Below are 26,422 nucleotides of genomic sequence, written 5' to 3' on the forward strand. Positions count from 1 at the left end.
TACCCTACTGATTGATCTCGGGCTCGACGAGCTTTGCCAGGTTGCGGAGCGACTCCTGCCAGCCGAGATAGCAGGCCTCGACCGGGATGGCGTCCGGGATGCCGGCCTGCGTGATATCGAGATCGGTGCCGCACGATACCTTCTTCAGGATCACGGTGACCTGGATCTCGCCCGGAAGGTTGGGATCGTCGAACCTGTCGGTGTAGCGCAGGCGCTCGCCCGGAACGAGTTCGAGATACTCGCCGCCGAAAGAATGACTGTCGCCCGTCGTGAAGTTGCGGAAGGACATTTTGAACGTGCCGCCGACCTTTGCGTCGAAGCTGTGCACCGTGCAGGTGAAACCGTTCGGCGGAAGCCATTTCGCCAGCGCGTCCGCTTCCGTGAATGCGCGGTAGACCTTCTCCGGCTTGGTCGCCAGAACGCGGTGCAAACGTACGGTGCTCGGCATATCGAATGTCCTTTCTGATTGCTGTCCGATGCCCCAAGGACGGGCGGGGCCCGGCCAGTCCGACACAGGCTATCAGATTTTTTGAGGCGCGGGCCGCAGCCACCCTGCACGGGCGGGATCGGCTTGGTTTTGCGCGATTGCGACGGGAACCGTCTCACGCCTTTCCTGGAATTGCGCCGGTCTTGACCACGGTGGCGAGCACGATCCCGGCTACGATGAAGGCCGCGCCAACGAGATCGTAGTCATGCAGGCCCTCGCCGAGCAGCAGGTAGGCGAGTATGGCGACGAACACGGTTTGCAGGTAGAGCAGCATGCTTGCCCTGCTCGCGCCGAGCGTTTCCACGCTTCGGTTGTAGAGATAGTACATCAAGGCGCCGCCCGGGCCCGCCAGATAGGCAAGCGCCAGCAAGCCGTCGCCATTCATGGCGGAGCGTTCGTCGTTGAACAATTCCCACAAATGGAACGGCAAGGCGACCAGCGCGCCGGCCCCCAACAGGAGCACGACCAGCGGCAGGAGCTCGATGCCGAATTTGGCGCGCCGCACGAGCACGGTGTAGAGGGCCCAGCAGAACGCGCTGCCGACGATCCACAATTCGCCGGGGCTGAAGCTCAGGCGAAGCAACGCCGTCAGGTCGCCATGCGCGACGATGACCAGCATCCCGGCAAGGGCGGCCAGCGCGCCAAGCGACTTCCAAAGCCCGAGCGGCTCGCCAAGCACGAAACGCGCCAGCACCATCGTCATGACTGGCGACAGCGCCATGATGATGCCGGCGGTGCTGGCATCGGTCTCGTTGAGGCCGCGATAGATCATGCCCTGGCAGAGCGTGAGGCCGATGGCGCCGACGGCGACGATCTCCAGCGACCGCGCCCGCAGCAGCGCTATCATCGCGCCGTGGTGGCGATGCACGATCGGCAGCAGGATGGCGCAGGCGAGCGTCAGCCGCCAGAAGCATAGCCCCCAGGGCGGCATTTCCGGCGCCACCCATTTGGCCGCGATATAGACGCCAGCCGACAGAAGCCAGCACAGCACGGCGGCCGGATAGCCGGTAAAGGATGACAAGGTCGGCGAGGATCCGGTCAGGGAGGATATGGTCCCGACCGCAGGTTGCTCCCCCGGATGCAATATCGGCACTGCCTGCATGTCGTGCCCCCTTCCACGAACGTCCGACCAAGGACGCGGCAGCAATATATCTCAATCTTGGGATGTTACATATGTCCGAGCATCGACGGTGATCGCGGAGATGCTTCTCTCACATGATGTCCAGACTTCAAATGCGGGGAAGCACCTGGCGAATTTCCACGGGAACGCGAGGCTTGCCGGAGGCGTTGCACATCCTTGCGGGGTGCGGCGGTTACCGGAGAACACGACATGGAAGGGTTCAGGCCTGAAGACAGCTTTCGCGGCGACGTTGCGAAGCACTACGACGATGATCTGCGCGGCGACGAGGATGAGACTGTTCAATTCCTGAAGGAGATCGCGGGTGGACGCGACTGCCTGGAGCTTGCGGTCGGCACAGGACGGATCGCCCTGCCGCTGGCGGCCGTCGGCCTGCAGGTCGACGGCATCGAACTTTCGCCCGACATGATCGAGGTACTGCGGGAGAAGCCGGGCGGATCGGAGATCGAGGTCGTCAATGGCGACATGACGGCGGTCGACATGGGTCGCCGCTACGGCGTTGTATATCTGGTGTTCAATTCGATCGGCAACGTGATCACCCAGGACGGTCAGGTCAGGTGCTTCGAGAATGCGGCCCGGCACCTTGATGAGGATGGCGTTTTCCTGCTCGAATGCCGGGTCCCCACGGCGCCGAAGCGGGACGACGGCGGCTTCGTCGAAGTCTCACATCCCGGCACCGGATCGGTCCACATCGCGGCCTGCAGATATGATCCGGTCAGTCAGGTGCTCGACCTGTCACACATCGATATCGGCAATGATATGGTCCGCATGGTTCCGCTTAGGCTGCGGCTGGCCCATCCGCCCGAATTCGACCTGATGGCGAGATGCGCCGGGCTGAAGCTCGACCAGCGATATGGCGGCTGGAAGCGCGAACCGTTTGACGCCCGCAGCTGGCGCCACATCAGCGTCTACCGGAAGAGATAGTCCGCAGACTATAGAGCCGGCATCGACGCCGGCCTGGTCGAGATCAGTGCGATGCGCCGCTGGAAGGGTGCAAAAGTTCCCAGGTCAAACCAATCCGGCCATGGAACTGCGATGCAAATCGTTCGGCTTCGACGTTCTCCAGGCCATCGTCGACGAGAGCCTCGATGCTTCGCCGCATCAAGGCGAGCTGCATCGCCCGCGCGTGCGCGGCGTCCGTCTCCCGCATGATTTCCGTGACATGGTAGGCGACGACCGGCTGGCCGAGACAGGACAGAAGCGCGCTGGCGTCGGCTGTCGCTGCACTGACTGCTTCTTCGATCTGCATTTGGCGCTCCTCATCAACGCTGATGATGGCGCCTCCCCGGGAGACAACGGTGTTCCGCTGCTTTTCTAGTTCCTCATCTCGCGCACCGACAAAGTGACAGTCGCGCTTGAGGGGCAATCGCTCTCTTGTTCGCTACCAAAACAGTATGCTCCAACATCCAATTAAAGGCGACCGGATAGTTAATCGATGGTTAACAAGGGCGGTCACATCTTAAGCGTTTCTTAGACGAGACGGCGCGGACCAGCGCCGCGCCTTCCTGTCTGGGCCGGTGAGCCGTGGCCGACCGCTCGCAGCCAGATTTAGGCGGCGTGCCTGGAACCAATGAGGAGCGAGACTGTTCAGCAGTAACCTTGATACGACGCTGACGAGCCCGGTCCGGCCGGGCAAGCGGCGATCATGAGGAGTTCTCATCATGAACATTTCGTCCGGAATTCGTTCAGTCGCGGTTGCCGTCATCGCCGCCGGGGCAGTCAGCGTCGCCAGCGTCGCGCATGCCGACAACGGCACGATCCGCTTCGCCATCTACAAGGCGGCCTTCTTCATCGGCGGTGCCGGAGGCGAAGGCACCCTCACCTTCCATGGTCGCCGTTATCCGATCTCGGTCGGCGCTGTCTCGGGCGGCCTCGCCTTCGGGGCTTCCAAGACCTATTTCCACGGCACCGTGCGCCACATTCGCCGCGCCCGGGACGTGACCGGAGTCTACGGTGCGGCAGGCGGTGGCGGCGCGCTCGGCAAAGGCGCCCAGGTCATCGTCATGACCAATGACAGGGGCGCCCAACTCGAACTCTCGGGCAAGCAGGTCGGCCTGCAAATCAATGCCGATCTCAGCGGCATGAGCATCGCGCTGAAGTAAGGGCCGGCGGCGGCCGCCGTGGGTCTTGCCAGATCAGCGACGGCACGCCATGTGAGCCGCAGAACCGCCGGTGCATGATCTTGCCGCGCCGTTTCTGCCGCCCCCTACCCCATCGCCTGGCGGATGGTTTTCGCGAGGCGCGCCAGGAAGGCCGGCCTCGAGGCAGCGTCGAGCTTCCAGGACAGCACGGCGAGCGCCATCTTTCCGGGCAGCATGCCGACGGACAGGAACCAGGCGGCGAGCATGGCTCGGCGCCTGAGCGAGGCCGTCATTTCAAGGCTGGCGACGGCGCCGTGCGCGGCAAGCGCCAGTTTGGAATCATTGGCCACCGGGTGGCGGTCCCTGTCGGCGCAGAGCGAGGCCAGCCGCTCCTCCAGATGAAGCGTATCGTGCAGGACGGTCTCGGACGGCTCGACCGCCAGGCCGACGCCGGAGACCTGGCCGGACAGCGCCGCCATGCGGTGGAAATCATGCGCCACCCGCCAGCGCGCCCGCTCGGCAAGCTTGGCGCCGAAGACGGAATGGTTGGCGCCGTGGATGCGGTAGGCGCCGACGCATTCCTCGATCGACTGTACCTGGCCGTAGAGCGGGGCCAGCGTCGCCAGATAGCCATCGGCGCCCTGGCGGAAATCGGCTTCGGGAATCGGCATGATGGTCTCCAGCGTCGAGCGGTCGAAGGCGAGCCCGCTGGTCACCGTCGTCTGGTAGCGCCCCTTGTGCAGCAGCTTCGGCACCACGTCGCCGTCGTCGAAGGGAAGTTCCGGCGGCGGGAAGACATCCTTGACGTGCTGTTCTTCGTCGACGATGTGCAGCCGCGACTGCACCTGGGCGGTCGCCGGGTCCCAGGCGTCGACGATCCTGGAGACGGCGTCAGGGTAGAGATAGTCGTCGGCGTCGAGGAAAAGCACGATCCTGCCCGAGCTTGCCGCAAAGCCGGTGTTGAAGGCGGCGGCATGGCCGCCATTCCTTGGCCGCAGGCAGGCGCGAATGGAGTCGCCATAGGATTCTATGACCGCCGCCGAACCGTCGCTCGATCTGTCGTCGACGACGATGACTTCGACATCGTCATGGTCCTGGCCGAGCGCGCTGTCGACGCTGCGTTCCAGGAAGCGCGCGTAGTTGTAGTTTGGGATGATGATGGACACCGGAATCCGGCTGGGCATCGGATGCATCGCGTTTGACCTCGCGTCTTGCTTTGGTTTCAGCGGAACCCGCAGGAACAGGCCTCTAGCCCCACGAGTTTCCCGGGGGCAAAGCTTGCGCTTGCCTCGGGGAGACGGGTTGCGTTGCGACGTCAGCTGAGCGGCCGCGATTGCCTTCGAGGTCATCCGCCGCAGACATCGGCATGCGGCGCGAGGCGGTCGGAGATCCGGTCAGGCCGGCATGGCATGGCGGCCGGCCTCGACGGGAATTGTCCGTCATTCGATTTGAGACGGTCCGTCGCGCGCCCCGAAGGCATGGCCGGAGTGTGACCGCGAAATGCGGCCGCAACAAGCCCCGCGCGTCAATTGCGCCCGCCTTTCCGGCTGGAGCGGCGCGGCTCCAGTATTTGAATTACACAATTCCGGACAGAAAACCGCTACGCACTTTTTCCTGGAATTGCTTCTAGAACTGATAGATGGCCGTCAGTCGCACCGTCTGGTTGGACATGTCGACCTTCGTGCCGGGGCTGACGAAGGAGTTGGTGGTGATGTCGCCGAGGGTGCCGCCGAAGCCGGCGCCGCCGACGGCGATGTCCAGCGACTTGTACTTGTCGTAGAGATATTCGCCGCGCAGTCGCAGGTTCTCGCTCACCTTTTGCTCATCGTCATGTCCGCGTTCTGCTGATCGGCCCTTGACCGCTTCCGCACTTCAGCCGAGCGTGGACGAGCATCCCGCCCGAGCGAGCACCCAATGGATTCGAAGACACAGCTGACCCGCATGATCCGCGCCGGCTCCGGCGAGGTGCCCGCCGATCTGGTGGTCCGCAACGTGCGGCTGCTCGATGTCGTCACCGGCACGGTGAGCGAAACCGATATCGCCATCGTCGCCGACCGCATCGTCGGCACCCATGCGCGCTATCAGGCGGCCGAGGAGATCGACGGCCGCGGCCGTTTCGCCGTGCCGGGCTTCATCGACACGCATCTCCACATCGAATCCTCGCTGGTCAGCCCGCTCGAATTCGACCGCTGCGTGCTGCCGCATGGCGTCACCACCGTGCTTTGCGACCCGCATGAGATCGCCAATGTGCTGGGAGTCGAAGGCATCCGCTATTTCCTCGACTGCGCAGAGCGGACCATCCTCGACGTGCGCGTCAACCTGTCGTCCTGCGTGCCGTCGACGACGTTCGAGACCTCAGGCGCGCGGCTGGAGGCGGAGGACCTCGTACCCTTCCGTTCCCATCCCAAGGTGGTCGGCCTCGCCGAGGTGATGAATTTTCCCGGCGTGCTCGCCGGCGACGAAGGCATGATCGCCAAGCTCGACGCCTTTTCCGACGGCCACATCGACGGCCACGCGCCGCTGCTCAGGGGCCAGCGGCTCAACGGCTATCTGGCGGCGCGCATTCGCACCGACCACGAGACCACGACCGCCGCCGAGGCGCGTGAAAAACTCGCCAAGGGGATGGCGATCCTGATCCGCGAGGGCTCGGCCTCCAAGGACCTTGACGCGCTGGCCGAGATCCTCGACGCCGACACGTCGAGCTTCGTCGCGCTCTGCACCGACGACCGCAATCCGCTCGACATCGCCGAGGAGGGCCATCTCGATTCCTCGATCCGGCGGCTGATCGCCAAGGGCCGGCCGTTGCATCACGTCTACCGCGCCGCCAGCCATTCGGCTGCCCGCATCTTCGGCCTCACCGACCGCGGCCTGGTGGCGCCTGGCTGGCGGGCCGACATCGCGTTGCTCGACGACCTCGAGGACTGCCGCGTCAGCGACGTCATCGCGGGCGGCCGGCTGGTGAGCCCGGCGCTGTTCGAGACGCGGCGGACGGTGGGGCCGGTCGGCCTCGGCTCGGTGAAGGCGAGGCCGGTCACGGCGGACGCCTTCCGTGTCGAGGCCAGGGCCGGCCGCAACCAGACGCCGGTGATCGCGATCAAGCCCGGCCTCATCATCACCTTCCGCGAGGACGCCGCCCTGCCCGTCCTCGACCAGTGCCTGCAGGCCGATCCCGAAGCCGACATCCTCAAGGCCGCCGTGGTCGAGCGTCACGGCAGGAACGGCAATATCGGCAAGGGTTTTGTGCGGGGTATCGGCCTCAAGCGCGGCGCCATCGCCTCCTCGATCGGCCATGACTGCCACAACATCACGGTGGTCGGCGCCACCGACGCCGACATGGCGGTGGCGGTCAACCGGCTTATCGCGATGGGCGGCGGCATGGCGGTGGCCGACAATGGCGTCATCACCGCCGAGCTGGCGCTGCCGCTGGCCGGGCTTATGAGCCTCGACTCCTTCGAGACCGTCACCCATGCACTGCACCAGTTGCGCGAGGCCACACGCGCGATCGGCTGCACGATCCCTGAGCCATTCCTGCAGGTGGCGTTCCTGGCGCTGCCGGTCATCCCGCATCTCAAGCTGACCGACATGGGCCTGTTCGACGTCGACAGGTTCGGCTTCGTCGAGTGACATTTTGGCCGACTGGCGAACCTTACCTCAGTCGTTAACTTCGCCGGCCGCTGCGATGACCTCCGAGACGATTTCGAGCACATTGCCGTCCGTCGTGCGGTGGTTGACGAAGCACGCCCTGAGCGCGAACTGGTCGCGGACCGTCGCGTTCGACAGATAGACGCGACCGCGGGCATTCACGCGTCTCAGGATCGCCCTGTTATCCTTGGCGCGATGGCGAAAACAGACCGCGCTGAGCGGCACCGGCGCCAGAAGCTCCAGCTCCGGATGCGCCTCGACCGCCTCCGCCAGCAGCCTTGCATGGCGCAGGTCCTCGGCGATCGCGTCGCGAAAGGCGCGGCGCCCGTGATATTGCAGCGACAGCCAAAGCTTCAGTGCGCGGAAACGCCGCGACAGCTCGAACGATTCCTCGAAGAAGGCGAAACCTTCCGTCGGATCCTGACTCAGCAGGCCGACATAGTCGTCGCTGTGCGAAAACGTCTTGCGCGCGATGTCCGGGTGGCGATGCAGCAGGCAGCCGCAGTCCAGCGGCTGATAGAGCCATTTGTGCGCGTCGAGCGAAAGCGAATCCGCCAGCGCCAACGAATTGAGCTGTTGCGGCAGGGCCAGGGCGGCCAGTACCCCATATGCGCCGTCGACATGCAGCCATAGGCCCTCGCGCCCGGCGATGTCGGCGATCTCTGGCAGCGGATCGATGGCGCCGGAGACGATGGTGCCGACCGTGGCGACGATGGCGATGGGCATTCGTCCGGCCGCGCGATCGGCGGCGATGGCCGCCTGCAGGGCGTCCGGACGCATCCGGAACTGATCGTCGACGGCAACCAGCCGCAGGTTCGACCTGCCGATGCCGAGCAGCGCCACCGCCTTCGGAATGGACATGTGCACCTGCTCGGACGCATAGATGACACCGCCGCGCACTCCCGTTTCGTTGGCCGGCAGCTTTGCTTCACGCGCCATCGCCAGCGCCATCAGGTTTGCCGCCGAGCCGCCGCCGCAAAGGCTGCCTGTGAACCCGGCGCAGCCGACCGCCTGCGCCAGCCACCCGACGACGGCGTGCTCGATCGACGTCGCCGCCGGAGCCGATCGCCACGAGGTGACGTTCTGATTGAGCACCGCCGCCAGCAATTCCCCTACCGCGCCCACCGGCTCGCCCGAACCGAGCACGTAGGCGAAGAACCTGCCGGTCGATGGTCGCGCATGCGCAGCGATCAGCTTGAAGTCGTGCAGGACATCCCCGCCCCTGCCCTCCTCGGCCCAGGGCCGCGAGAAAAGCTCCGTCGTCTCTTTGCCGCTGGTCGACGGATAGGCCGGTCGATCGTCAAGCGAGGCCCAGTAGCTCCGGGCGAGGTCCATCGCCTCGTCCGCCAGCCGCGACAAGTCCTGATTGGAGATTTCGAGCGCCCTCATAGGCCTGCCCCCTGCATGCGAAACCACTGAGTTGATTAGCACGAAACCGGCATCGCTACCGGTAAGGGTTTTCGGTCAGACCGGCAGCGGCGGATCCGCCGGCTCCCCGGGATCATGGCCGGCAGCCGCACGTATTTCGGTCAGCGACCAGATTTGCCGCCCATCGCGGAAGTTCGCGGGATCGAGCCAGGCCTCGAGGGCGGCGCGGCGGGCCGGCCATTCGCTGGAGAGCATCGAGTACATGCAGATGTCGCGCGCCTTGCCCTTCAGGAACAGGCCCTCGCGCAGCATGCCTTCATAGACGAAGCCGAGACGGTCGGCTGCCTTGCGCGAGCGCTGGTTGGTCGAGGTGCAGGTCCATTCCAGACGCCGGTAGCCGAGATCGTCGAAGACGTGGCGCAGGATGAGATAGAGCGCCTCGGTGGCGAGCCGGGTGCGCTGCAGCGGCGGCGTGTAGAGTACGTAGCCAAGCTCGACGACATGATGCGCGGGCCTTGCCTCCATCAGGCAGAGCCAGCCCAGTGGCCCGCCGTCGGGACCGTCGACGGCGAAGAAGGCGCGCTTCGGATCCGCCACCAGGGCGGCGACATGCTCGGCGAAAACTCGTTCGGTGGCGAACGGCCCCACCTTCATGTCGATCCAGGTGGCCTGCGTGTGCTCGTCATGCGAGAGCGGATAGAGCCCTGCCGCGTCGCGCGCGGCGTCGAGCGGACGCAGCCGTCCCCAGCGGCCGACAAGCTCGATTGCCGAGGGAACCGGCGCATCACCCGGTTCAATGTCGTCCGGCTTCAGTTTGGATGCCATCATCGCGCCCTTGGTCAGTTCCAGTACCGGAACATCCTACCCATTCTGTTCGGCATCACGAATATTTCCTCCGCATGGGAAAAGCCGGCTTCGCGCCCCATGCCGAGCCATCTCGCTGCGGTTTCCGGGAAATCGGCCAGAAGCATGTGCCGTTCCATGGCGGCGAACTCCTCGTCGGAGACGGCCGACCATTCATCGCGCAGCAAGGAAAAGCGCGCGAGCCAGGCAGCGCGATCCTCTCCCTCGAACAAAGCGGGCTCCCAGATGACGAACAGGCCCATCCCTCCCAGGGCCCTGCGGACGTTGCGCATCAGCCGGGCCTTGCCCTCGCTCGACAAGTGGTGCAGCGACATGCCGATCCAGATCACGTCGACGGGTTCCGACCACTTCGCCATCGCATGCACGAAATCGCTGCAGCGCAGCTCAACGGGGCAAGGCAGGACATCGAGCTCTCGGGCCGCAAGCCGCAGCGATGCTTCCGACAAATCGATGCCGACATAGTTGCCGATCGTGGTCGTCCTCAGCGTCGCGGCCGAGGCGCCGGCGTCGCCGCAGGCAATGTCGAGAAACCGGAACGACGCGGGCGCAAGCTCCGTGAGCACGTCGCGCAGCAGGCGATAGACCTCGCGATGGAACATCAGGTTCGCGGCCACGATCCTGCGGTAGGTCTCGAGCTCCTGGTTGAACATATTTTGGGAGCCTGTTGCCTCGCTCCCTGTCGTCACCGGCATGCCTTCGCTCGATGTCATGACGCCCTCCATGGAAGGTCGATGGGATGCCGCTAGGGGACGGCACCGGCTGCGTGGAGATGCAAGGCGCGGAAGACCGCCGTGTGGCCAGGGGTCGCTATGCCGAACTTGATGCCCAGCTCGTGCATCCGCCCGGACAGCCAGGCGACCTCGATCGGTTTCCCTCTTTCGAGATCGTTGGCCATCGACGATTTCACATGCGGGGGGAATGCGGACCATCTGGTCGTGACGCGTCCTTCGAACCCCTCGGCCAGCGGATGGCCGGCCGCCGCGGCAATCGCTATTCCCTCATCGCGCAGCTGTTCGATGAAGATACGCGCCTCGGGGTCGTCGAGGATCGGACCGATGCCCGAGCGCATCAGCGACGTTCCGCCGGAGAAGGCCGCCAATGTCACGAACTTCTCCCACAGCACATTGTCGATGTCGGCAACCGGCTTCAGCTCCAGCCCGATAGCGCGATCGCATAGCGCCTGAAGATCCTTGATGAGAGGATCGCCATGCCCGCCGACGAGAATGTGAGGCAGCCCGCCGGCGTGGACGACTTCTCCGGGCTGCTTGATGAAGCCGGATAGATAGGTGGCGCCACCAATGACGCTGTCGCTGGGAATATGGCGGCGGAGAATGCCGACGCTGTCGATGCCGTTCTGCAGCGTCACGACGCGCGTTTTCCCGCTGACGAGCGGTCCGAGCGCGCCGGCGGCCTTTTCGCTGTCGTAGAGCTTGACGGCGAAGATCACGAGATCGACGGGACCGATATCGGCCGGCGAGTCGCTCGCGCACACATCGGCCAGAAAGACGTTGCCGATGTCGCTTTGAATCCGCAGGCCGCCCTCGCGCATTGCCTGCAAGTGGGCGCCGCGAGCAATGAAGCTGACGTCGCCTCCCGCCTCGGCGAGCCTGGCGCCGACATAGCCGCCGATGCCGCCCGCACCTATCATCGCGATCCGCATGCCGTCCCCTCGACGGCAACCGCCGCCACTGGCCGCGCGAAGCTGCAAATGCTTGCACCGGCGCGATCAATATTAGCATTTCCTTGAATATACACCAGCCGGGCCGGGCGGATGTCCGGCGGCAAGTCACACCGAGCCCTCCGGCTCGGCCAACAGTGAGTGATAGGCCCACGGGACGCAATTGCACCCAAAAGAAGTCAGGACATGCGCTTGAAAGCCCCAACTCGCGAGGCATATGAAAGATATAGAGAAGTATATGACTCGCTTCCGGGGGGTAGCGGTGGCGCGCAATCAGGTATCGGACAACAAGCGGCTTTCGGCCTTCGACCTCGACCTTCTGCGCGAGGCTTTCCAGAAATCGGCCCGTGAGCATGGCGTCACGGCGGCCGATTGGGCCGAACATGCCAAGCTGTTCATCGAGCGAACAGCACAAAGCGAACCCGGCAAGGAATTCACTGGGCGAAGCACCCCGCCATAATGGCCGGCGCAGCTTGGGGCTTGGGCTTCGGGGGGCAAGCCGCACCGGCCACTGCGGGTTCGGGTGTCGCACGCCCGCCGCGCCATGGACCCTACAAACATATTAGCAATCACTCAATTAAGCCTGAGTGCGTAGCCCACGAAGGGATGAGCCGGCATGCCAGCCATCGGCCCGTCTCGTCCATTTGACGGACGTCACCTCCCGGGGCTTCCCGAACCGTTTCGCCAGCGCCCGGTGCGGAAGCTGAAGCGGCCCGGAGTGACCGCATTGCGTCGCACCAAGAGACTGCACAATGCCAACGGTGGCTCCCAGTGGCCCACACCAAGGTCGATGTCGCAAACGCCGGACTAAGTCTATAGTCTTCGCAGCCAGGGGAGAGGTGTGCGATTGTTCGGGACTTTCTTGGGGGGATTTTTGCGGCGATGGGGCAGGTTGTCGCTGGCGCTGCAGTTCTTCATTGCCAGCGGCGTCGGGTTGCTGGCCGCGATGCTGCTGGTCGGGCTTTGGGTGACTTCGCAGATCCGGGACGGCGTCATGCGCAATTCCGCCGCCACCACGGCGCTCTATGTCGACAGCGTGATCGCGCCGCTCTTGCCCGACATGCGCAAGAGCCGCGAGCTCAGCGACACCGTCAAGCGGGCGCTGGACGAGACGCTGGGCCAGGGCGCGCTCGGCAAGCGGCTGGTCTCGTTCAAGCTTTGGCGGCGCGACGGCATGATCCTCTATGCCGACGACGCCGAGCTGATCGGCAAGACCTTCCCGCCCAACCACAACCTGATTTCGGCTTTCGCGGGCAATGTCATGGCCGAATACAACGACCTCGACGACGACCCGGAAGCCGGTGAGGAGAAAACGGTGAACGCGCCGCTGTTCGAGATCTACAATCCGGTGCGCGAACCCTGGTCGGGCGAAGTCGTCGCCGTGTCGGAGTTCTACGAGATCGCCGACGACTTCCAGGAAACGCTGAACGCGGCGCTGTGGTCGACCTGGCTGGTGGTGGCTGGCGCCACGGCGGCGGCATTGGCGCTATTGTCCGGAATCGTCTTTCGCGGCAGCCGCACCATCGAGACGCAACGCACGGCACTCGAGGCGAAGGTGACGGAATTGCAGTCGGCGCTGTCGCAGAACTCATCGCTGCGCCAGCGCGTGCAGCGGGCCTCGCGCCGCGCCACCGCCATCAATGAACGCTATCTCAGGCGCATCGGCGCCGACTTGCATGACGGGCCGGCGCAGCTTGTGGCGCTGGCCGCGCTCAGGATGGACAGCCCTCTGCTGCTCGATCCAGCCGCCTCGAGCGAATTGCGCGAGGCCGAGATATCGGGCATCCACAAGACGCTCGGCGAAGCGATGCGCGAGATACGCGGCATCTGCAACGGCCTGGTTCTGCCGCAGATCGAGACGCAGGCCGTAGTCGACATCCTGACGTTGGCGGTGAAGGAACACGAGCGGCGCACCAGCAGCAAGGTGGCGCTGACGCTTCCCGGCCGCCTGCCGGAACTCGGCACTTCCGAGAAGATCAGCATTTACCGTTTCGTACAGGAAGGGTTGAATAATGCGTGGCGGCATGGAAAGGGCAAGGATCAGGCGGTGCGGGCCGGCATGAAAGGCGGCAGGCTGATGGTGGAGGTGATGGACGGTGGTCCTGGCTTCGATCCCAGCAGGAGCGAGGGGCTCGGGCTCGCGGGCCTGAGGGAACGCATCGAAAGCATCGGCGGACAGTTCGAAACACTGTCCGGCCCGCAAGGCACGCGATTGGTGATCACACTATCTGTCGAGGAGCAGCCGTGACCGCATCCATCCGTATCGCCATTGTCGACGACCATCCGCTGTTTCGCGAGGGCGTGGCGCGCAGCCTCGGCGAGATCGGCGGGTTCGCGGTGGTCGGCGAAGGCGCCAGCGCCGACGACGCCGAAAGGCTGGTGCAGACGACCGCACCCGACATCCTGCTGCTCGACATCAGCATGCCGGGCGGCGGGCTCAACGCCGCGGCCCGGATCCTGTCCGGCCACCCCGGGCAGAAAATCGTCATGCTGACAGTGTCGGAAACCAATGCCGATGTCGCCCAGGCACTCAACACCGGCGTGCGCGGCTATGTGCTGAAGGGCGTCGGCTCCAAGACGCTGGCCGAAATCCTCGGCGAGGTCGCGGCTGGCCAGAGCTATGTCTCGCCGACGCTGTCGGCGAGGCTGCTGTCGGACCTTTTGCAGCCGGCGAGCCGCAAGCCCGACCCGCTCAGCCAGCTCACCGGCCGCGAGGCTGAGATCCTGCGGCTGGTGGCGGAGGGCCTCAGCAACAAGGAGGTCGCCGCCAGGCTGTCGTTGCAGGAAAAGACGGTCAAGCATCACATGACCAGGGTGCTGGCCAAGCTCAACGTGCGCAACCGCACGGAGGCGGCGCTACTGATGCATGAGGCGAAGGAGAAGAATTAGGTTGGTGAATGGTGAATGGATAGGCGCCAACACTATTCACCATTCACCCATTCACTATCTATTCACAAAAGTCACCCCCGCCCTCAGGACGGGGGTGCGTGAGGGACAGAAAGGGGTAGCTCCCTGCCCTCACAAGCCCAGCAGGCGCGCCAGATCCTCGGGCGTCGCCTGGCGCTCGACGATGGTTCGGCCAAGAGCATCCTCCATCTCGAAACGGCCGTTCCGGATTTCTTCCTTCATGCCGTCGGGATGGACGACCTTGATTGTGTCGCCATCGATTTCGACCTTGTCTCCGGTCGCCGCGTTGACGTGGCTGTTGTGGCTGGCGCTGTTGCCGCGGTTGCCGTTGTTGTTGCCTGAGTTGTTGTTACCGCTGTTATTGTTGCTGTTGCCGCCGCCGGAGCTTGAATTGCCGCCGCCGTTGCCGTTGCCGCCACCGTTCCCATTGCCGCCATTGCCGTTGCCGGCATCGGCATAGGCCAATGCAGGAACGATCCTGGCGGCGCCATAGAGCTTGACGTGGCAAGGCGCGATCGTCAGCGCCAGCACCGTCGAAGCCCCCAGGACAAGCCGGCTCAGCCGGTTCAAGGACAGTGTGAGCATCTCCTCTCCCTGCCGGTCTTCTCTCCGGTCTGGCAGACCGCGGCCGGCATGATTGAGAAGAGGAGAGCATCCATGCATGGGCACGCGCGCGAAAGCGGCCCACGACCCATGCCCTGCCGGTTCGGACCTTTTTTACGCCTCTGCCGGACCTATGTCGCAATGCCGGCGCAATGCGACCCGCGCGACGAACGGCAACGCCAGGACGCGGCAAGGTTGCGGCGCGTTAACCAAACCTCTTGGAAAGCGCAACGCAATTCTCTAAGACTATAGCGCGCGTGAAAAATGCGGGGACCGCGCCAACGAGCCGCGATGCGCCAAGGGTCGCCCTGCGGGAATGCAAGGCGGACCCCAAAAAAATACCCCCGCCAGAAGGCGGGGGCAAGGTGAGCAACGAAAGTCCTGTCAACCGATGATCAAGGACTGAAGAGACGAAGCAAAAGGTGGCAACCTGATTTTGCAGCGCTGACCTTCGGTCCCGAAACGATCACTTCCAGATAGAACCTCGCTCTCACAAACCGTTCAAAAACTCTTCAGCCGCGCCACATCGGCAGCGGTTGCCCTTCTATCGACGATGGTGCGCCCGAGCGCGTCCTCCATCCTGAAGCGGCCGTTTTCGATTTCTTCCGTCATTCCGTTGGGGTGCGTGACCCTGATGCTCTTGCCGTCGACTTCGACCTTGTCGCCGGTTACGGCGTTGACATGATCGACAGTGGCATTCTCGCCGGTGCCTTTGCTGTTACCCTTGCCGTTGCCGCCGGCGTTGCTGTTGCCGCTGTTTCCGTTGCTGCTGCCGCCGCCGCTGTTACCGTTCCCGTTGCCGCCGCTATTGCCGCCGCCGTTGCCGTTGCCGCCGCCATTGCCATTGCCGCCCTTGCCGGCTTGGGCCTTGGAAGCGACGGGACCGTCGATCGAGAGATGAAAAGGTGCGATAGTCAACGCCAGCGCCGCCAGCGCCCGCAAGACCAGCCTGCAGCCCATGCGCGGTACGCGCATCCCATTCTCCCCATGCCGGTCAACCGGCCCGAACCCAGCCGAAACCCCAACGGCATTGTCGATGCGAAAAACATTCACAAATCGCAACGCCTTGCGGAAGTGGCCCACGACCCATGTCTTGGCGATTCGGACTTTTGCACAAACGACGTCAGACCAAAGTCCTAGTTCAACCTCGGGATGTAGTCCTGCGAAGGCTCCCGCAAGCCGCAACGCCGCACCAACCCGGGCCCGGCGATCGACGAGTCAGGGCACTCGTTCGGCAACCATCGACCGTTGCCGGCGCTAGCGACCACCGGGCATCCGGCAACGAATAAAGCCGGGCGACACCGACCTGGCCGAAATCGCCGGACAGCTAGCCGCCGACGGCGTGACCGCCCGAAAGCCATAGAGGCAAGGTTGCATGCCGAGCATTTCGGCCAGAGGCATATCCGCGGCCCGAGCCTTGAACACCCGCAACCTTGACGGCAAAAGTATACATAAAAACAATTGCTTAATTGCAACTGCTGAAGCAGCCTAGGCGCAAGGCTGACTTGGCCAGCCGGGCAAGGCGAGCCGGAAGTTGACAGGCTCGATTGGTCTGGCAAACTCGCTCGACAGTTTTTGGAGTGTGGGATGAGCAAGAAAACCTACGCAAAGCCCGAGCTCGTCAAGAAGGACAAGCTCTCGCAGGTCACCGCGGTCAATGGCGGTTCCGTGATCATCAACGGGGCCGGCTGACAAAGCCAGCAACAAGCCGATATCTAGGCTGGCGACGGCACCGGCGGCCTTGCCGTGATCGCCGTGCCGAAAGCGGCGAGGATTACAGCCGCTATGCCCGCGCATTGCAGTGCCGTCAGCCGTTCGTGCAGGAAAAGGAAGCCGATCAGCGCGCCCAGCGCCGGCTCCAGGCACGCCATCATGCCATAGACCCTGGCCGGTATCCTGGTCAGCGCCATCATCTCCAGCCAGAACGGCAGCGCGCAAGAGAGCAGACCGACGATGACGGCCAGCGCCAGCACATGCGGCTCGGCGATCTTGGGTACGATGTCGGTTAGGCCGAAGGGCAGCGACAGGGCGGCGGCGATCGCCATGCCCCAGGCCGTGGTGCGGCCGCCGAGCTCGGCGCCGGCCTTCTGCGCGAAGACGATGTAAAGCGCCCAGCACCCGCCGGCGGCAAGTGCCAGCAGCACGCCTATCGGATCGAGCGCCTGGCGCACATCGGCGAAGGGTGACAGAAGCACGACGCCGGCCAGCGCCAGCGCCACCCAGGCCAGATCCCTTGCTCGGTGCGACGTCAGCGTCGCGACCAGCAGCGGGCCGGTGAATTCGAGCGCCACGCAGATACCGAGGGGGATCCTGGTGAGCGCGGCATAGAAGAGAAGGTTCATGAAGCTGAGCGTGACGCCATAGGCGACGAGCCAGGGCAGCACCGCGCGCGAGGGCCTTACGCGCCAGGGCCTGAGCACCATCGCCAGCATCAGCGCGCCGGCGACGAGCCTCAGCGTCGTGGTGCCCTGGGCGCCGACGACCGGAAACAGGCCCTTGGCGAAGGCAGCGCCCACCTGAACCGACAGCATGGCCGCCAGCAGCCCGAGGACGGGCAAGGCGCCGGCTTCGGCTCGCGTTTTGGTGATTGGCGCCGACGTCACGGTTCTCCCCTGCCTCTTGAGCGATGTGCCGGAGATAGGGTCAAAAGGCCTGCCTGTCGTGAGGCACGGACGCATGGTTGATGGGGCAGTATGCCAATCCCCGCCAGCGCTGCTAGGCCGCGCCCGATCTGCTCTTGGCGGCGCCTGCTGCCCGTTGCTCGATGGCTTCAAGCTTGGCGGAGATCTCTTCCGGCGAACCGTGCTCGAGGCCGACGACGTCGTTTCTCGCGGCATCCAGCGCCACGATTATCTCGTTGAGCTTGGCCTGCATGGCCGAGGTGTCACGGTAGTTCTGGATCAGCACGACCCCGGTCAAGGCAATGGCCGAAATGGAGAGGATGTAGGTCCCGACCGTCGAACTCGCCACAAGGGCGCATGAAAGGGCGGCGGCGAGCATGACATAGAAGCCCGGCGGCTTCGAAAAGAACTCGGCAAGAAAATAGAGCGGCCGCTCCATGATTGTGTCTCCCATTGTTGCCTTCAATGCCGCAAAGGCAGTTCGGTTGCCTCGGGAACAAAATGGCAGACGGCAGATTGAGGATCAGGCCGGCTGCTTTGCCGGCGTGCCAGGGCGTTCATGTCGATGATCTGGGCTTTGCTGAAAGAGAGCGCGACCGGCTTCGTCAACGACAATGCCTTGAGCCGGGGAGCCGCGCTCGCCTTCTATGCCGCGACCTCGCTGGCGCCGATCCTGCTGATCGTGGTGGCAATCTCAGGGATCGCGATCGGGCACCAGGCGGCGGAACTCGCGCTGTCGGCGCAAATCTCCGGGCTGATGGGCTCACAGAGCGCGGAGCTTTTCCGCGCCACACTGGAGTCGGCGTCGAACCAGACAAGCGGAACATGGGCCGCACTGGCTGGATTGGTGACGCTGATCGCCACCGCATCCGGGGTTTTCGGCGAAATGCAGCTTGCGCTTAACACCATATGGAAAGTCCCGCCGACCGACACGTCCCTGTCGAGGATGGTAAGGGCGCGCGCCGCGAGCCTCGGGCTGGTTGGCGCGTTGGGCTTTCTTTTGCTGGTCTCCCTGATCGCCAGCGCGGCGATCTCGGCGTTGGCGGCGATGCTGAACGCGTATCTTCCATTTGGCGAGACGATAGCCAGCGTGCTCAACACGGTCCTGTCGTTCATTTTGACGGCGGTGCTGTTTGCGGCGATCTACAAGGTCTTGCCGGACAGGTCACTGGCGTGGCGCGATGTCGGCCTGGGCGCACTGGTGACGGCGGCGCTGTTCACGGTCGGCAAATCGGCGATCGGATGGTACCTGGGCGCCAGCACGATCGCCTCATCCTACGGCGCCGCCGGCGGCCTCATCGTCACGCTGCTGTGGGTCTATTATTCCTCGCAGATCTTCCTGTTCGGCGCCGAGCTGACGCGCGCCTATTCGATCCGCCGCGGGACGAGACCGGACCTGGGCCCGGTCGTAGCGCAGGCCGTGGCCGCTGAAAAGGCCGTTGCCGTCGCTGAACCCGAGCAGCCATCTCGCGGCATCACCTGGGTCTCAATCCTGATCTCCGTCTGCGCCGGCTCGATAGTCGCGCTCATGCTCGACCGGGACCGCCGGGCGGATCAATGACCGCGCCGCCAATTCTGTCTCATTGCGAAGGCCGTGCTGAAAGAGGCAAACGGCAGCGGCCGCCTCGCCTCCGGTCCGCGCGACAACATTTGTTATAGCTCGCTCGGCGGCACGCTCGTACCTTCGGTTCGCACCATATCTTGCTGCGTTGCACAACGTCGCACTGCCCTTGACTCATTCGCCAAGGCAACCATCCGGAAATTATGATCAAATATCAAACAAGCACTCGCACAAGTTGCGCGCAACTTACCCAGAACTCAACCTGATGAATACTTATAGACAAAACAGAACAAGCGTCGGATTTCTGCACGACTCCGACGCACTGGCAGTCGCAATTGGCAAAGAAGGCGAAAAATGGGCGAATCTGTGCCTTTTGTCGGGTCCGAGATCACAGTTTTATTTCAACGCGGTAAACATTTTGTGTTGCGGCGCAGCATTCCGTGCTACATTCGTTAGCAGTTGCGAATGTGCCGTGGAGGAGCTGAGCAGTTGGGCCTTCTGCTGACCGGCATTGATTTCTATCCAGCCTTAGCGGATGACATCGGCGGAAGCCGCTGATGGCGAACGCGCGCGACATACAGCTCGATGCGCTGCGCGCCGTCGCCGTGACGATGGTGCTCTATGCGCATTTCCTGGCGCCCGGCGGGACGTCCTTCCTCGGCCATCTCGGCGTCCGGCTGTTCTTCGTTCTCTCCGGCTTCCTGATCACGCGGCTGCTGCTCGAAGCGCGCAATGACGCCGCGTTCGAGGCCGGGCCGGCGCTGCGGGCCTTCTACATCCGCCGCATGCTTAGAATCTTCCCGCCCTATTTCGCCGTGCTCGGCCTCGTCTGGCTAACCGACCTCGAACAGGCCAGCGGATCGCTCGCCTGGCATGCGCTCTATCTCTCCAATTTCTGGTACGCGCTGCGCAACGAGTGGACGCCCTGGCTGCTCTGCCATTTCTGGAGTCTCAGCATCGAGGAGCAATTCTACGTCGCCTGGCCGCTGATCGTGCTGCTGGCGCCGCGCCGCCGCGTCGAGGCGATCATCGGCGGCGTCATCGTGCTGTCGCTCGCCTACCGCTTCTACTGGCCGGTGACCGCCGTGCCGGCACTGGCGCGCGACCTGCTGCCGCCGGCCTCGATGGACGCGCTGGCCTGCGGCGCGCTGCTTGCGGCGCGGCGCGCCAGGGGCGCCGACGTGCCGCGCTGGATGCGGCTCGGCTGGCCGGGATTCGCGGGCCTGTTCCTGGTTATCCAGTGGTTCATCCCGGCACCGGCGAACCCGATGCTGGAATGGGCGCATTGGCTGCTGCTGCAAGTGCTGCCGCTGGTGCCGCTGATGGCCATCGTCGGCGCCTTCTCGCGCGGCGTCGGCGGCGCCATAGGCCGGTTCGCCGAACTGCCGCCACTGCTCTCGCTTGGCCGCATCAGCTACGGCGTCTATCTCTACCACCCGATCCTGCTGGCCTACGCCGTCAAGGCGCAGCCCTGGATTCCGCTCAACGTCTCCGAACAGGGGCCGGGGCGGTTCCTGGTCGCCGGCACCGCCACCATCGTCGCGGCTTCGATCTCCTGGATGGTTTTCGAAAAGCCGCTCAATGGCCTCAAGCGGCATTTTCCCTACGTCGCGCGCGGACGCAGCGCGGCGTGGTCCGGACGGCCGGCGGGCGGCCCCGTGCCGTCGCTGCAGCGAACGGATGCAAGACAATGACCGCCGCGCCGCTCGTTTCCGTGCTTTTGCCGGTCTACAATGCCGGGCCCTATCTCGCTGCCGCGATCGGCTCCATCCTGCGGCAGGACTATGTGCGCCTCGAAGTGATCGCGATCGACGACGGCTCGAGCGACAATTCGCTGGAAATCCTGGAGCGCCACCGCAAGGCCGACAGCCGTGTCACCCTGATCTCGCGCGAAAACCGCGGCCTCGTCGCCACCCTCAACGAGGGGCTGAAGCTCGCCCAGGGCGAGTTGGTGGCGCGCATGGACGCCGACGACATCGCCTATCCGTGGCGCCTGTCGCGCCAGGTGGCGCTGTTCGCCGACCGGCCGGAGCTCGGCTTCTGCGGCGCCGGCATAGACATGCTTCAGCACGGCCGCATCAAGAGCGGCGAGCTCGATCCGGTGTTCAAGATCGGCCGCATCCCGATCCTGTCGCAGTTCTTCACCATCTTCATGCATCCGACCGTGGTCTACAACCGCGAGGTCATCGGCGAAGACAGCCTGTACTACGACCCCGGCTACCGGCACGCCGAGGATTTCGACCTCTTCCGACGGCTGGCCGCCCGCTATCCGGCGGCGATGATGCCGGAGAACCTACTCGTCTACCGCATCCATCCGGGCAGCGTGACCAGCCGGCATGCCAAGGAGATGCGCCGCACGCATCTCAGGATCGTGGCCGAAAACCTCGAACGCGAAGGCCTGGCAGAAGCGACGCGGGACCTTCGCGACATCGGCGAGGATGTCTCGTTCGACACGGTCGCCGGCGCGGCCCGGTTCATCGTCGCGCTGGAGCAACGGATCGCCACGCTACCGGACGAGACGCGGCCAAGCTTCGCCGCTGGCGCGCTCAACCTGTTCTATTTCCTCTACCAGCTCGTCGGCGACGAGAATAAGCCGCCGCTGACGCATGAACTCTTGACGCGGACGGCGAAGTGGGACGCCATCCGCCGCCGCGAGAAATACGCGCTCAGCCCCGGGCACTGGGCTCCCTGGCTCAGCCTCGCCTCGATCACCGCCGGCAAGAAGGCCGACTGGCTGGCCTACTATCTCAAGACCAGGCCGGAAGCCGAAGTGCTCAAACCGTATCGGGTGGGGGCATGAGCGCGTCACTAAAACCGCCAATCTCTCCGGCGCTGGCGATTGGCGAAAGCCGGTGTGACGGCCAATCTCCCCCCTTGCGGGGGAGTTGCCCGGCAGGGCAGAGGGGGGTGCTGTCCCGCCGGCGTGTCAGCCATGGGCTTTCGCGGCGCAAGCCTGATCTTCGGTTGGAAAAAGCCAACGTCGAAGACCAGCGTTCCTTCCCACCCCCCTCTGGCCTGCCGGCCATCTCCCCCGCAAGGGGGGAGATCGGCGGCTTCGCCGTCGGCGCCCTCTTTACGATCGGCAACCATGACCACCCTGCGGGGGGCGCGGCATGAACGAACGACTGCCCCCGCCCTCACCCGCCCGCCATCGGCCGGAGGTTTCCTTCGTCGTCTGCACGCGCGACCGCGTCGACGTGCTGGAGGCCTGTATCGCCTCGATTCAGGCGGCCTGCCGGACTCATCCGGCCTTTCCGGCCGAGCTGGTGGTGGTCGACAATGGCTCGCGCGACGGCACGCCGGAACGCCTGGCCTCGATCGCCGAGAAATCGAAGGTGCCCATCACCGCCCTCTCCGAGCCACGGCCCGGGCTGGCGGCGGCGCGCAATTCCGGACTGGCGCGGGCGCGCGGCCGCGTGCTGGTGTTCGTCGACGACGACTGCAAGCTCGAGCGGACCTATCTGCGCGACCTGCAGCGGCATTATGCGAGCGGCGAGAAATGGCTGATCCGCGGCGGCCGTGTCGAGCTCGGCGACGCACGCGACCTGCCCTTCACCATCAAGCGCTGCGAGCAGCGCCAGCGGCTGACGCCGGCCGTCCATCCGGGCGGCTTCGTGCTCGGCTGCAACATGACCATGCACCGCGACGTCGCCGCCCGCATCGGGCCCTTCGACGAGCGCTTCGGCACCGGCGGCGCGCTGCGCTCGGCCGAGGACACCGACTATCTGGTGCGGGCAATGCTGCTCGGCATGCCGGTCGAATATGTGCCTGACATGACGATCTTCCACCATCACGGCCGGCGCGACCGCAAGGCGATCGACCGGCTGCACCGCGACTATCATTTCGGCAATGGCGCGCTCTGCCTGAAGCATATCCGCCGCGCGCCCTGGCTGCTCAGGCATTTCTACTGGGCGGTGCGCGCGGCACTGCGCGAGCTTGTCGGCGGCCCAAGGTTCGATCCCGAGCTCAGGCTGTCGCACTGGCCCGTCGTCGCCATGAACCTGGCGGGCGCGGCGAAATTCGCGCTGCTTGTCATCACCAGGCGGCCGGCCCCCGAACCGCTGCGGCGCGCCGAGCCCGGCGAAGCCGAGGCCAGGGCGCGATGATCCGGCCGCTGCCACCGGCGCTCTCGATCCTGCGGCGCGCGCTCGGCGGCGGGCTGCGGCGCCTGCTGCCGATCGTGGTGCTGCTCGGGCTTGCCGGCGCCGCGCTGGAGGGCCTCGGCATCGGCCTGATCATCCCGCTGCTCGGCATCATCATGGGTCATGGCGACGCTTCCGGCATGGGCGGTCTCTCCGCCCTGCTGCAGAAGGTCGGCGCCGGGCTCGGCGAGCGCGAGCGGCTGATCGCCATCTCGGCGGCGATCCTCGGCTCGATCCTGCTCAAGAACCTGCTCGGCTTCGCCAATACGGTGCTGACCGCCCACATCTACGGCAAGGCGAGTTTTTCCATCCGCAGCGCGCTGTCGGAACAGCTCTTGAGGGTCGGCTATCCCTTCTTCCTGCGCGAGAGCCCGGGCCGACTGCTCAACATCATCTCCAATGAATCCTGGCGCGCCTCCGACGCCATCCAGGCGCTGCTCGGCTCGATCGTCAGCGCCTCGGCGGCGATCATCCTGCTCGCCTTCCTGTTGCTTCTGTCCTGGAAGATGACGCTGCTGGTGACGCTGGGGCTGGCCCTTGTCCAGGTGGCGCATGCGATGCTGTCAGCCCATCTCAAGGCGCCGAGCCGCAGCGTTGCCTCGCGCAACAGCGCGCTCGCCTCGCGGATGCTGCATCTGGTGCATGCCGGGCGCCTCATCCGCATCTTCGGCCAGGAGGCGCGCGAGAAGGCGGCGTTCGACAGGGCCTCCGACGGGGTGCGCCATGCCGCCTTCGTGCTTTCGACCCGCCAGGGCGCGCTGCCGCCGCTGACCGAGGTTCTGCATGCCATGCTGTTCCTGGCGACGGTGATCGGCGCGTGGCTGGCCGATGTCAGCTTCCCGCTGACCGCCGCCTTCCTCATCCTGCTCTACCGGCTGCAGCCGCATATGCGGGCGCTGCAGATGTCTTGGAGCCAGCTGCAGGGGCTCTCCGGATCGCTGGAAGAGGTGACCTGGCTGCTCGACCCCACCGGCAAGCCGGCGCCGCCGCAGGGCAGCCTGCCGTTTCCGGGGCTTAAGGAACGCATCGCTTTCGAGGGCGTCAGTTTCACCTATGCCAGCGAGGAGCAGCGCGCGGCGGTGCTGCATGCCGCTACCTTCGACATCCGGGCGGGCCGTTCGACGGCGCTGATCGGCCGCTCCGGCGCCGGCAAGACGACGATCGTCAATCTTCTGTGCCGCTTCGTCGAGCCGGACGGCGGCGAAATCCTCATCGACGGCACGCCGCTTGGCGAGATCGATCCGTCCGACTGGCGGCGCCACATCGCTCTGGCCAGCCAGGAGCTGGAGCTGGTCGACGGCACGATCCTCGACAACATCACCTATGGCCATGACACCGCGTCAGTCGAAGACGCCGAGCGCGCCGCGCGGCTCGCCGAGGCGCATGAGTTCATCGAGCGCCTGCCGCAGGGCTACGCCACCGTCGCCGGCTATCGCGGCGTCAACCTGTCGGCCGGGCAGCGGCAGCGCATCGCGCTGGCGCGCGCGCTGGTGCGCGACCCCGACATACTAATCCTCGACGAGGCCACCAACGCGGTCGACGGGCTGTCGGAAGCGGCGATCGTCGAAACGCTGAAATCGCGCGCCGGACGGCGCACGACGCTGGTCATCAGCCACCATCACTCAACGATCTCGTTCTGCGACGACGTGGTGATCCTCGACCATGGCAGGGTGAAGAAGCAGGCGCCGTTCGCCACGCTGGCCGCGCTCAGCATGGACGAGCTTTACCAGCCGGAGTGAGGGGCGACGCTGAAACTGCCAATCTCTCCCCCGCGGGGAGATCGGCAGCTCTGCGGTTTTCGCCAATCCTAAGACGCGTGCAGCCGGCGGCGCGCGCGGCGGCGGTGGGTGGGGTGCGCGGGGTCGGCGACCACGCCGGCGATCTCGACGACATTGTCCTCGCGTGTCCTGGCGGTGGTCACCCGGTGCAGGCGCTCAAAGGGTAAGAGCTCCTTGATGCGGGCATTGAGCGTCGCGACCTCGGCGCGCAGGTCCTCGCATTCCTGCTTCTGGATATCGAGCTCGATCTGCTCGGAGGCCTGCTGCAGCGACAGCTGCGAGAGATTGGCGTTGACGGCCGAGAGGTTCATCTTGTCGCTTTCGCTCTCGCTCCTCAGCACGGCCAGCTTCTCGTCGGCGATCTGCTTTTCGGCGAGCGCGTCGCTGGCCTGCGCCTTGAGCCTGGCGATCTCGCTTGCCGCCTCGCCGTTCTCGTTCGCGGCACGCTCCAGCCGCGCCTGCAGGTCCTGGATCTCGGAACGCAGGCCGCGCATCTCGGCCTGGCCACGCGCAAGCTCGGCCTCGCGATCGGCCTCGGTGAGGCTGGTCGCCTCTGCCGATTCCTGGAGCCTCGCCTGGGCGCTCTCCAGCGCCTTCTGCAGCCGCGCCTCCTCCTTCTCGCTCCTGCCGAGCGCGGCGGCCAGATCGGTGATCCGCGCCATGTCGGTGGCGTGCATGGCCGCGACCTCGTCCATCTTGTGGCGCGCCTCGGCTTCGCGCTTCTGCGACTGGTCGAGGTCGACCGCCAGGCTGACCTGCTTTTCGCGCAGCATCTTGCTCTCGCTGGCGCTTCGGTTGGCCTCGACGGCTTTCGCCGAAAGCTGCTTGGCGATGTCGCCGAACTCGGCCTCGCGCCTGGCGCCGGCATTGGCCGCCTCGACGAGCTCGAGCCTCGCCGCGGCGAGCGCGGCGCGCAGCGCCTCGCGCTCCTGCACCAGGCTCGCCTCGCGCTGCTGCAGCGCCTCGAACGCGCCGTCGCGCTCGCGCTGCTTGCGCGCCGCCTCGACCAGTTGCTCCGACAGCGCCCGCTGCTCGCCGGAAAGCCCGGCATTGGTAAGTTCCATCTCGTTGGCGCGCAGGATGTCGCCATGCAGGATGCCGAGGAACTCGCGCGTCAAATGCTGCGAGGTGGCGATCTCCGAGAGCTTGCCGCTGATTTCCTCCAGGTGCCCCTGCGCATCGCGGAACAGCCCATCAAGGGCGCCAAGCGCGGCAAGCCTGGTCTGCGTGTGCGGGGTCAGGCGCTGTGGATTCTCGCCCGCTTGCACTTCGGCCTCCGGCCGTGGAGCGTCCTCTTCCGGCACGGAATCCGGCCCCGCGACGCTGACCTCCTCCGATGATTCTTCGTCGAGGCACGCATCGAATGCTTCCGCCAAATCCGTCTGGAGCTCCTCGAAAGCTCTGTCCACCTCATCGGCACGCTTGATAAGTTTCTTGAAGTTCATGACCGAACACCTCCAACTCAAACGCACTTCGGATAATTAACGATTAGCTAATATGGGCTTCTACATCCCTCGCTTCCGCTAGGGAAGTCCCCCGATAGGACTAGCGC

26 protein-coding genes are annotated in these 26,422 nt (G+C 65.1%); 12 read left to right on the forward strand and 14 right to left on the reverse strand.

Translation table 11 applies throughout. The annotated features are described in order from the left end of the window. Positions 1-4: 4 nt before the first annotated feature. Both EN857_RS03780 and EN857_RS03785 read right to left on the reverse strand, forming a co-directional pair. Complete coding sequence (locus EN857_RS03780) at positions 5-448, reverse strand: SRPBCC family protein (protein WP_127284187.1); 444 nt, start codon at positions 446-448, stop codon at positions 5-7. 154 nt (positions 449-602) lie between these two features. Beyond that, entirely contained in the window at positions 603-1,589 is a 987-nt protein-coding gene (locus EN857_RS03785; RefSeq protein WP_187331176.1) for an EamA family transporter, read from the reverse strand. A 228-nt stretch (positions 1,590-1,817) separates the two neighbouring features. Between EN857_RS03785 and EN857_RS03790 the strand changes: the two genes are divergently transcribed. After that, positions 1,818-2,549 carry a class I SAM-dependent methyltransferase gene (locus tag EN857_RS03790; protein WP_127393158.1) on the forward strand — a complete coding sequence of 244 codons (732 nt, stop codon included), beginning with the start codon at positions 1,818-1,820 and terminating at the stop codon, positions 2,547-2,549. A 43-nt stretch (positions 2,550-2,592) separates the two neighbouring features. Here EN857_RS03790 and EN857_RS03795 read toward each other — a convergent pair whose 3' ends face one another. Next, complete coding sequence (locus EN857_RS03795; RefSeq protein WP_127310501.1) at positions 2,593-2,874, reverse strand: hypothetical protein; 282 nt, start codon at positions 2,872-2,874, stop codon at positions 2,593-2,595. A 412-nt stretch (positions 2,875-3,286) separates the two neighbouring features. Between EN857_RS03795 and EN857_RS03800 the strand changes: the two genes are divergently transcribed. Further along, positions 3,287-3,727: a hypothetical protein gene (locus EN857_RS03800; protein WP_127286806.1), complete on the forward strand. Its 441-nt coding sequence runs from the start codon at positions 3,287-3,289 to the stop codon at positions 3,725-3,727. A 104-nt stretch (positions 3,728-3,831) separates the two neighbouring features. On the opposite strand, the gene EN857_RS03805 is transcribed toward EN857_RS03800, so the two are convergent. Continuing rightward, the gene (locus EN857_RS03805; RefSeq protein ID WP_127286807.1) at positions 3,832-4,899 is read right to left on the reverse strand and encodes a glycosyltransferase; all 1,068 of its coding nucleotides are present in this window, start codon (positions 4,897-4,899) and stop codon (positions 3,832-3,834) included. A gap of 433 nt (positions 4,900-5,332) precedes the next feature. Then, positions 5,333-5,521, reverse strand: coding sequence for a hypothetical protein (locus EN857_RS03810; protein ID WP_127393157.1), 189 nt, complete (start codon positions 5,519-5,521; stop codon positions 5,333-5,335). Positions 5,522-5,620: 99 nt separating this feature from the next. Between EN857_RS03810 and ade the strand changes: the two genes are divergently transcribed. Further along, positions 5,621-7,330: an adenine deaminase gene (gene ade, locus EN857_RS03815; RefSeq protein ID WP_127393156.1), complete on the forward strand. Its 1,710-nt coding sequence runs from the start codon at positions 5,621-5,623 to the stop codon at positions 7,328-7,330. Between the two features lie 27 nt (positions 7,331-7,357). On the opposite strand, the gene EN857_RS03820 is transcribed toward ade, so the two are convergent. From EN857_RS03820 to EN857_RS03835, 4 genes are all read right to left on the reverse strand, one after another. Next, positions 7,358-8,737: a pyridoxal-dependent decarboxylase gene (locus EN857_RS03820; RefSeq protein ID WP_128346476.1), complete on the reverse strand. Its 1,380-nt coding sequence runs from the start codon at positions 8,735-8,737 to the stop codon at positions 7,358-7,360. Positions 8,738-8,812: 75 nt separating this feature from the next. After that, positions 8,813-9,541 (reverse strand): GNAT family protein, encoded by a 729-nt coding sequence (locus EN857_RS03825; RefSeq protein WP_189379671.1) that lies wholly within the window; start codon positions 9,539-9,541, stop codon positions 8,813-8,815. Positions 9,542-9,555: 14 nt separating this feature from the next. Further along, complete coding sequence (locus EN857_RS03830; RefSeq protein WP_187331177.1) at positions 9,556-10,290, reverse strand: class I SAM-dependent methyltransferase; 735 nt, start codon at positions 10,288-10,290, stop codon at positions 9,556-9,558. Positions 10,291-10,322: 32 nt separating this feature from the next. Then, positions 10,323-11,240, reverse strand: coding sequence for a 2-dehydropantoate 2-reductase (locus tag EN857_RS03835; RefSeq protein WP_245493406.1), 918 nt, complete (start codon positions 11,238-11,240; stop codon positions 10,323-10,325). Positions 11,241-11,496: 256 nt separating this feature from the next. On the opposite strand from EN857_RS03835, the gene EN857_RS03840 reads away from it, so the two are divergent. The 3 genes from EN857_RS03840 to EN857_RS03850 all read left to right on the forward strand — a co-directional run bounded on the left by EN857_RS03840 (position 11,497) and on the right by EN857_RS03850 (position 14,147). Beyond that, positions 11,497-11,718: a hypothetical protein gene (locus tag EN857_RS03840; RefSeq protein ID WP_127393940.1), complete on the forward strand. Its 222-nt coding sequence runs from the start codon at positions 11,497-11,499 to the stop codon at positions 11,716-11,718. 432 nt (positions 11,719-12,150) lie between these two features. Continuing rightward, entirely contained in the window at positions 12,151-13,506 is a 1,356-nt protein-coding gene (locus tag EN857_RS03845) for a sensor histidine kinase (RefSeq protein WP_127285203.1), read from the forward strand. Further along, the gene (locus tag EN857_RS03850; RefSeq protein ID WP_127285197.1) at positions 13,503-14,147 is read left to right on the forward strand and encodes a response regulator transcription factor; all 645 of its coding nucleotides are present in this window, start codon (positions 13,503-13,505) and stop codon (positions 14,145-14,147) included. The genes EN857_RS03845 and EN857_RS03850 overlap by 4 nt, the downstream gene beginning before the upstream one ends. Before the next feature lie 129 nt (positions 14,148-14,276). Here EN857_RS03850 and EN857_RS03855 read toward each other — a convergent pair whose 3' ends face one another. Further along, positions 14,277-14,750 (reverse strand): hypothetical protein, encoded by a 474-nt coding sequence (locus EN857_RS03855; protein WP_127285198.1) that lies wholly within the window; start codon positions 14,748-14,750, stop codon positions 14,277-14,279. Between the two features lie 519 nt (positions 14,751-15,269). Further along, complete coding sequence (locus tag EN857_RS03860) at positions 15,270-15,743, reverse strand: hypothetical protein (RefSeq protein WP_127285204.1); 474 nt, start codon at positions 15,741-15,743, stop codon at positions 15,270-15,272. A gap of 612 nt (positions 15,744-16,355) precedes the next feature. Here EN857_RS03860 and EN857_RS03865 point away from each other — a divergent pair. After that, the gene (locus EN857_RS03865) at positions 16,356-16,460 is read left to right on the forward strand and encodes a putative RiPP precursor (RefSeq protein WP_127285199.1); all 105 of its coding nucleotides are present in this window, start codon (positions 16,356-16,358) and stop codon (positions 16,458-16,460) included. Between the two features lie 23 nt (positions 16,461-16,483). Here the strand turns inward: EN857_RS03865 and EN857_RS03870 are convergent, their stop codons facing one another. Then, entirely contained in the window at positions 16,484-17,371 is an 888-nt protein-coding gene (locus EN857_RS03870) for a DMT family transporter (protein ID WP_127392602.1), read from the reverse strand. A gap of 112 nt (positions 17,372-17,483) precedes the next feature. Beyond that, positions 17,484-17,828, reverse strand: coding sequence for a low affinity iron permease family protein (locus EN857_RS03875; RefSeq protein WP_127392607.1), 345 nt, complete (start codon positions 17,826-17,828; stop codon positions 17,484-17,486). Positions 17,829-17,954: 126 nt separating this feature from the next. On the opposite strand from EN857_RS03875, the gene EN857_RS03880 reads away from it, so the two are divergent. From EN857_RS03880 to EN857_RS03905, 5 genes are all read left to right on the forward strand, one after another. Continuing rightward, positions 17,955-18,950, forward strand: coding sequence for a YihY/virulence factor BrkB family protein (locus tag EN857_RS03880; protein WP_348630761.1), 996 nt, complete (start codon positions 17,955-17,957; stop codon positions 18,948-18,950). Positions 18,951-19,507: 557 nt separating this feature from the next. Then, on the forward strand, positions 19,508-20,644 hold the full coding sequence (locus EN857_RS03885) for an acyltransferase (protein WP_127392604.1): 1,137 nt from the start codon (positions 19,508-19,510) through the stop codon (positions 20,642-20,644). After that, a complete protein-coding gene (locus tag EN857_RS03890) occupies positions 20,641-21,750 on the forward strand; it encodes a glycosyltransferase (RefSeq protein WP_127392605.1) in 1,110 nt (369 codons plus the stop codon). Before EN857_RS03885 ends, EN857_RS03890 begins: the two co-directional genes overlap by 4 nt. Positions 21,751-22,063: 313 nt before the next feature. Further along, entirely contained in the window at positions 22,064-23,056 is a 993-nt protein-coding gene (locus EN857_RS03900) for a glycosyltransferase family 2 protein (RefSeq protein WP_127392606.1), read from the forward strand. Then, entirely contained in the window at positions 23,053-24,831 is a 1,779-nt protein-coding gene (locus tag EN857_RS03905; protein ID WP_187331178.1) for an ABC transporter ATP-binding protein, read from the forward strand. Before EN857_RS03900 ends, EN857_RS03905 begins: the two co-directional genes overlap by 4 nt. Positions 24,832-24,899: 68 nt before the next feature. Here the strand turns inward: EN857_RS03905 and EN857_RS03910 are convergent, their stop codons facing one another. Further along, positions 24,900-26,315, reverse strand: a complete 1,416-nt coding sequence (locus EN857_RS03910; protein WP_127393973.1) for a hypothetical protein — start codon at positions 26,313-26,315, stop codon at positions 24,900-24,902. Between the last annotated feature and the right edge of the window lie 107 nt (positions 26,316-26,422).

The sequence above is a fragment of the Mesorhizobium sp. M4B.F.Ca.ET.214.01.1.1 genome (assembly GCF_004791545.1).
Classification (GTDB): Bacteria; Pseudomonadota; Alphaproteobacteria; order Rhizobiales; family Rhizobiaceae; genus Mesorhizobium; species Mesorhizobium abyssinicae.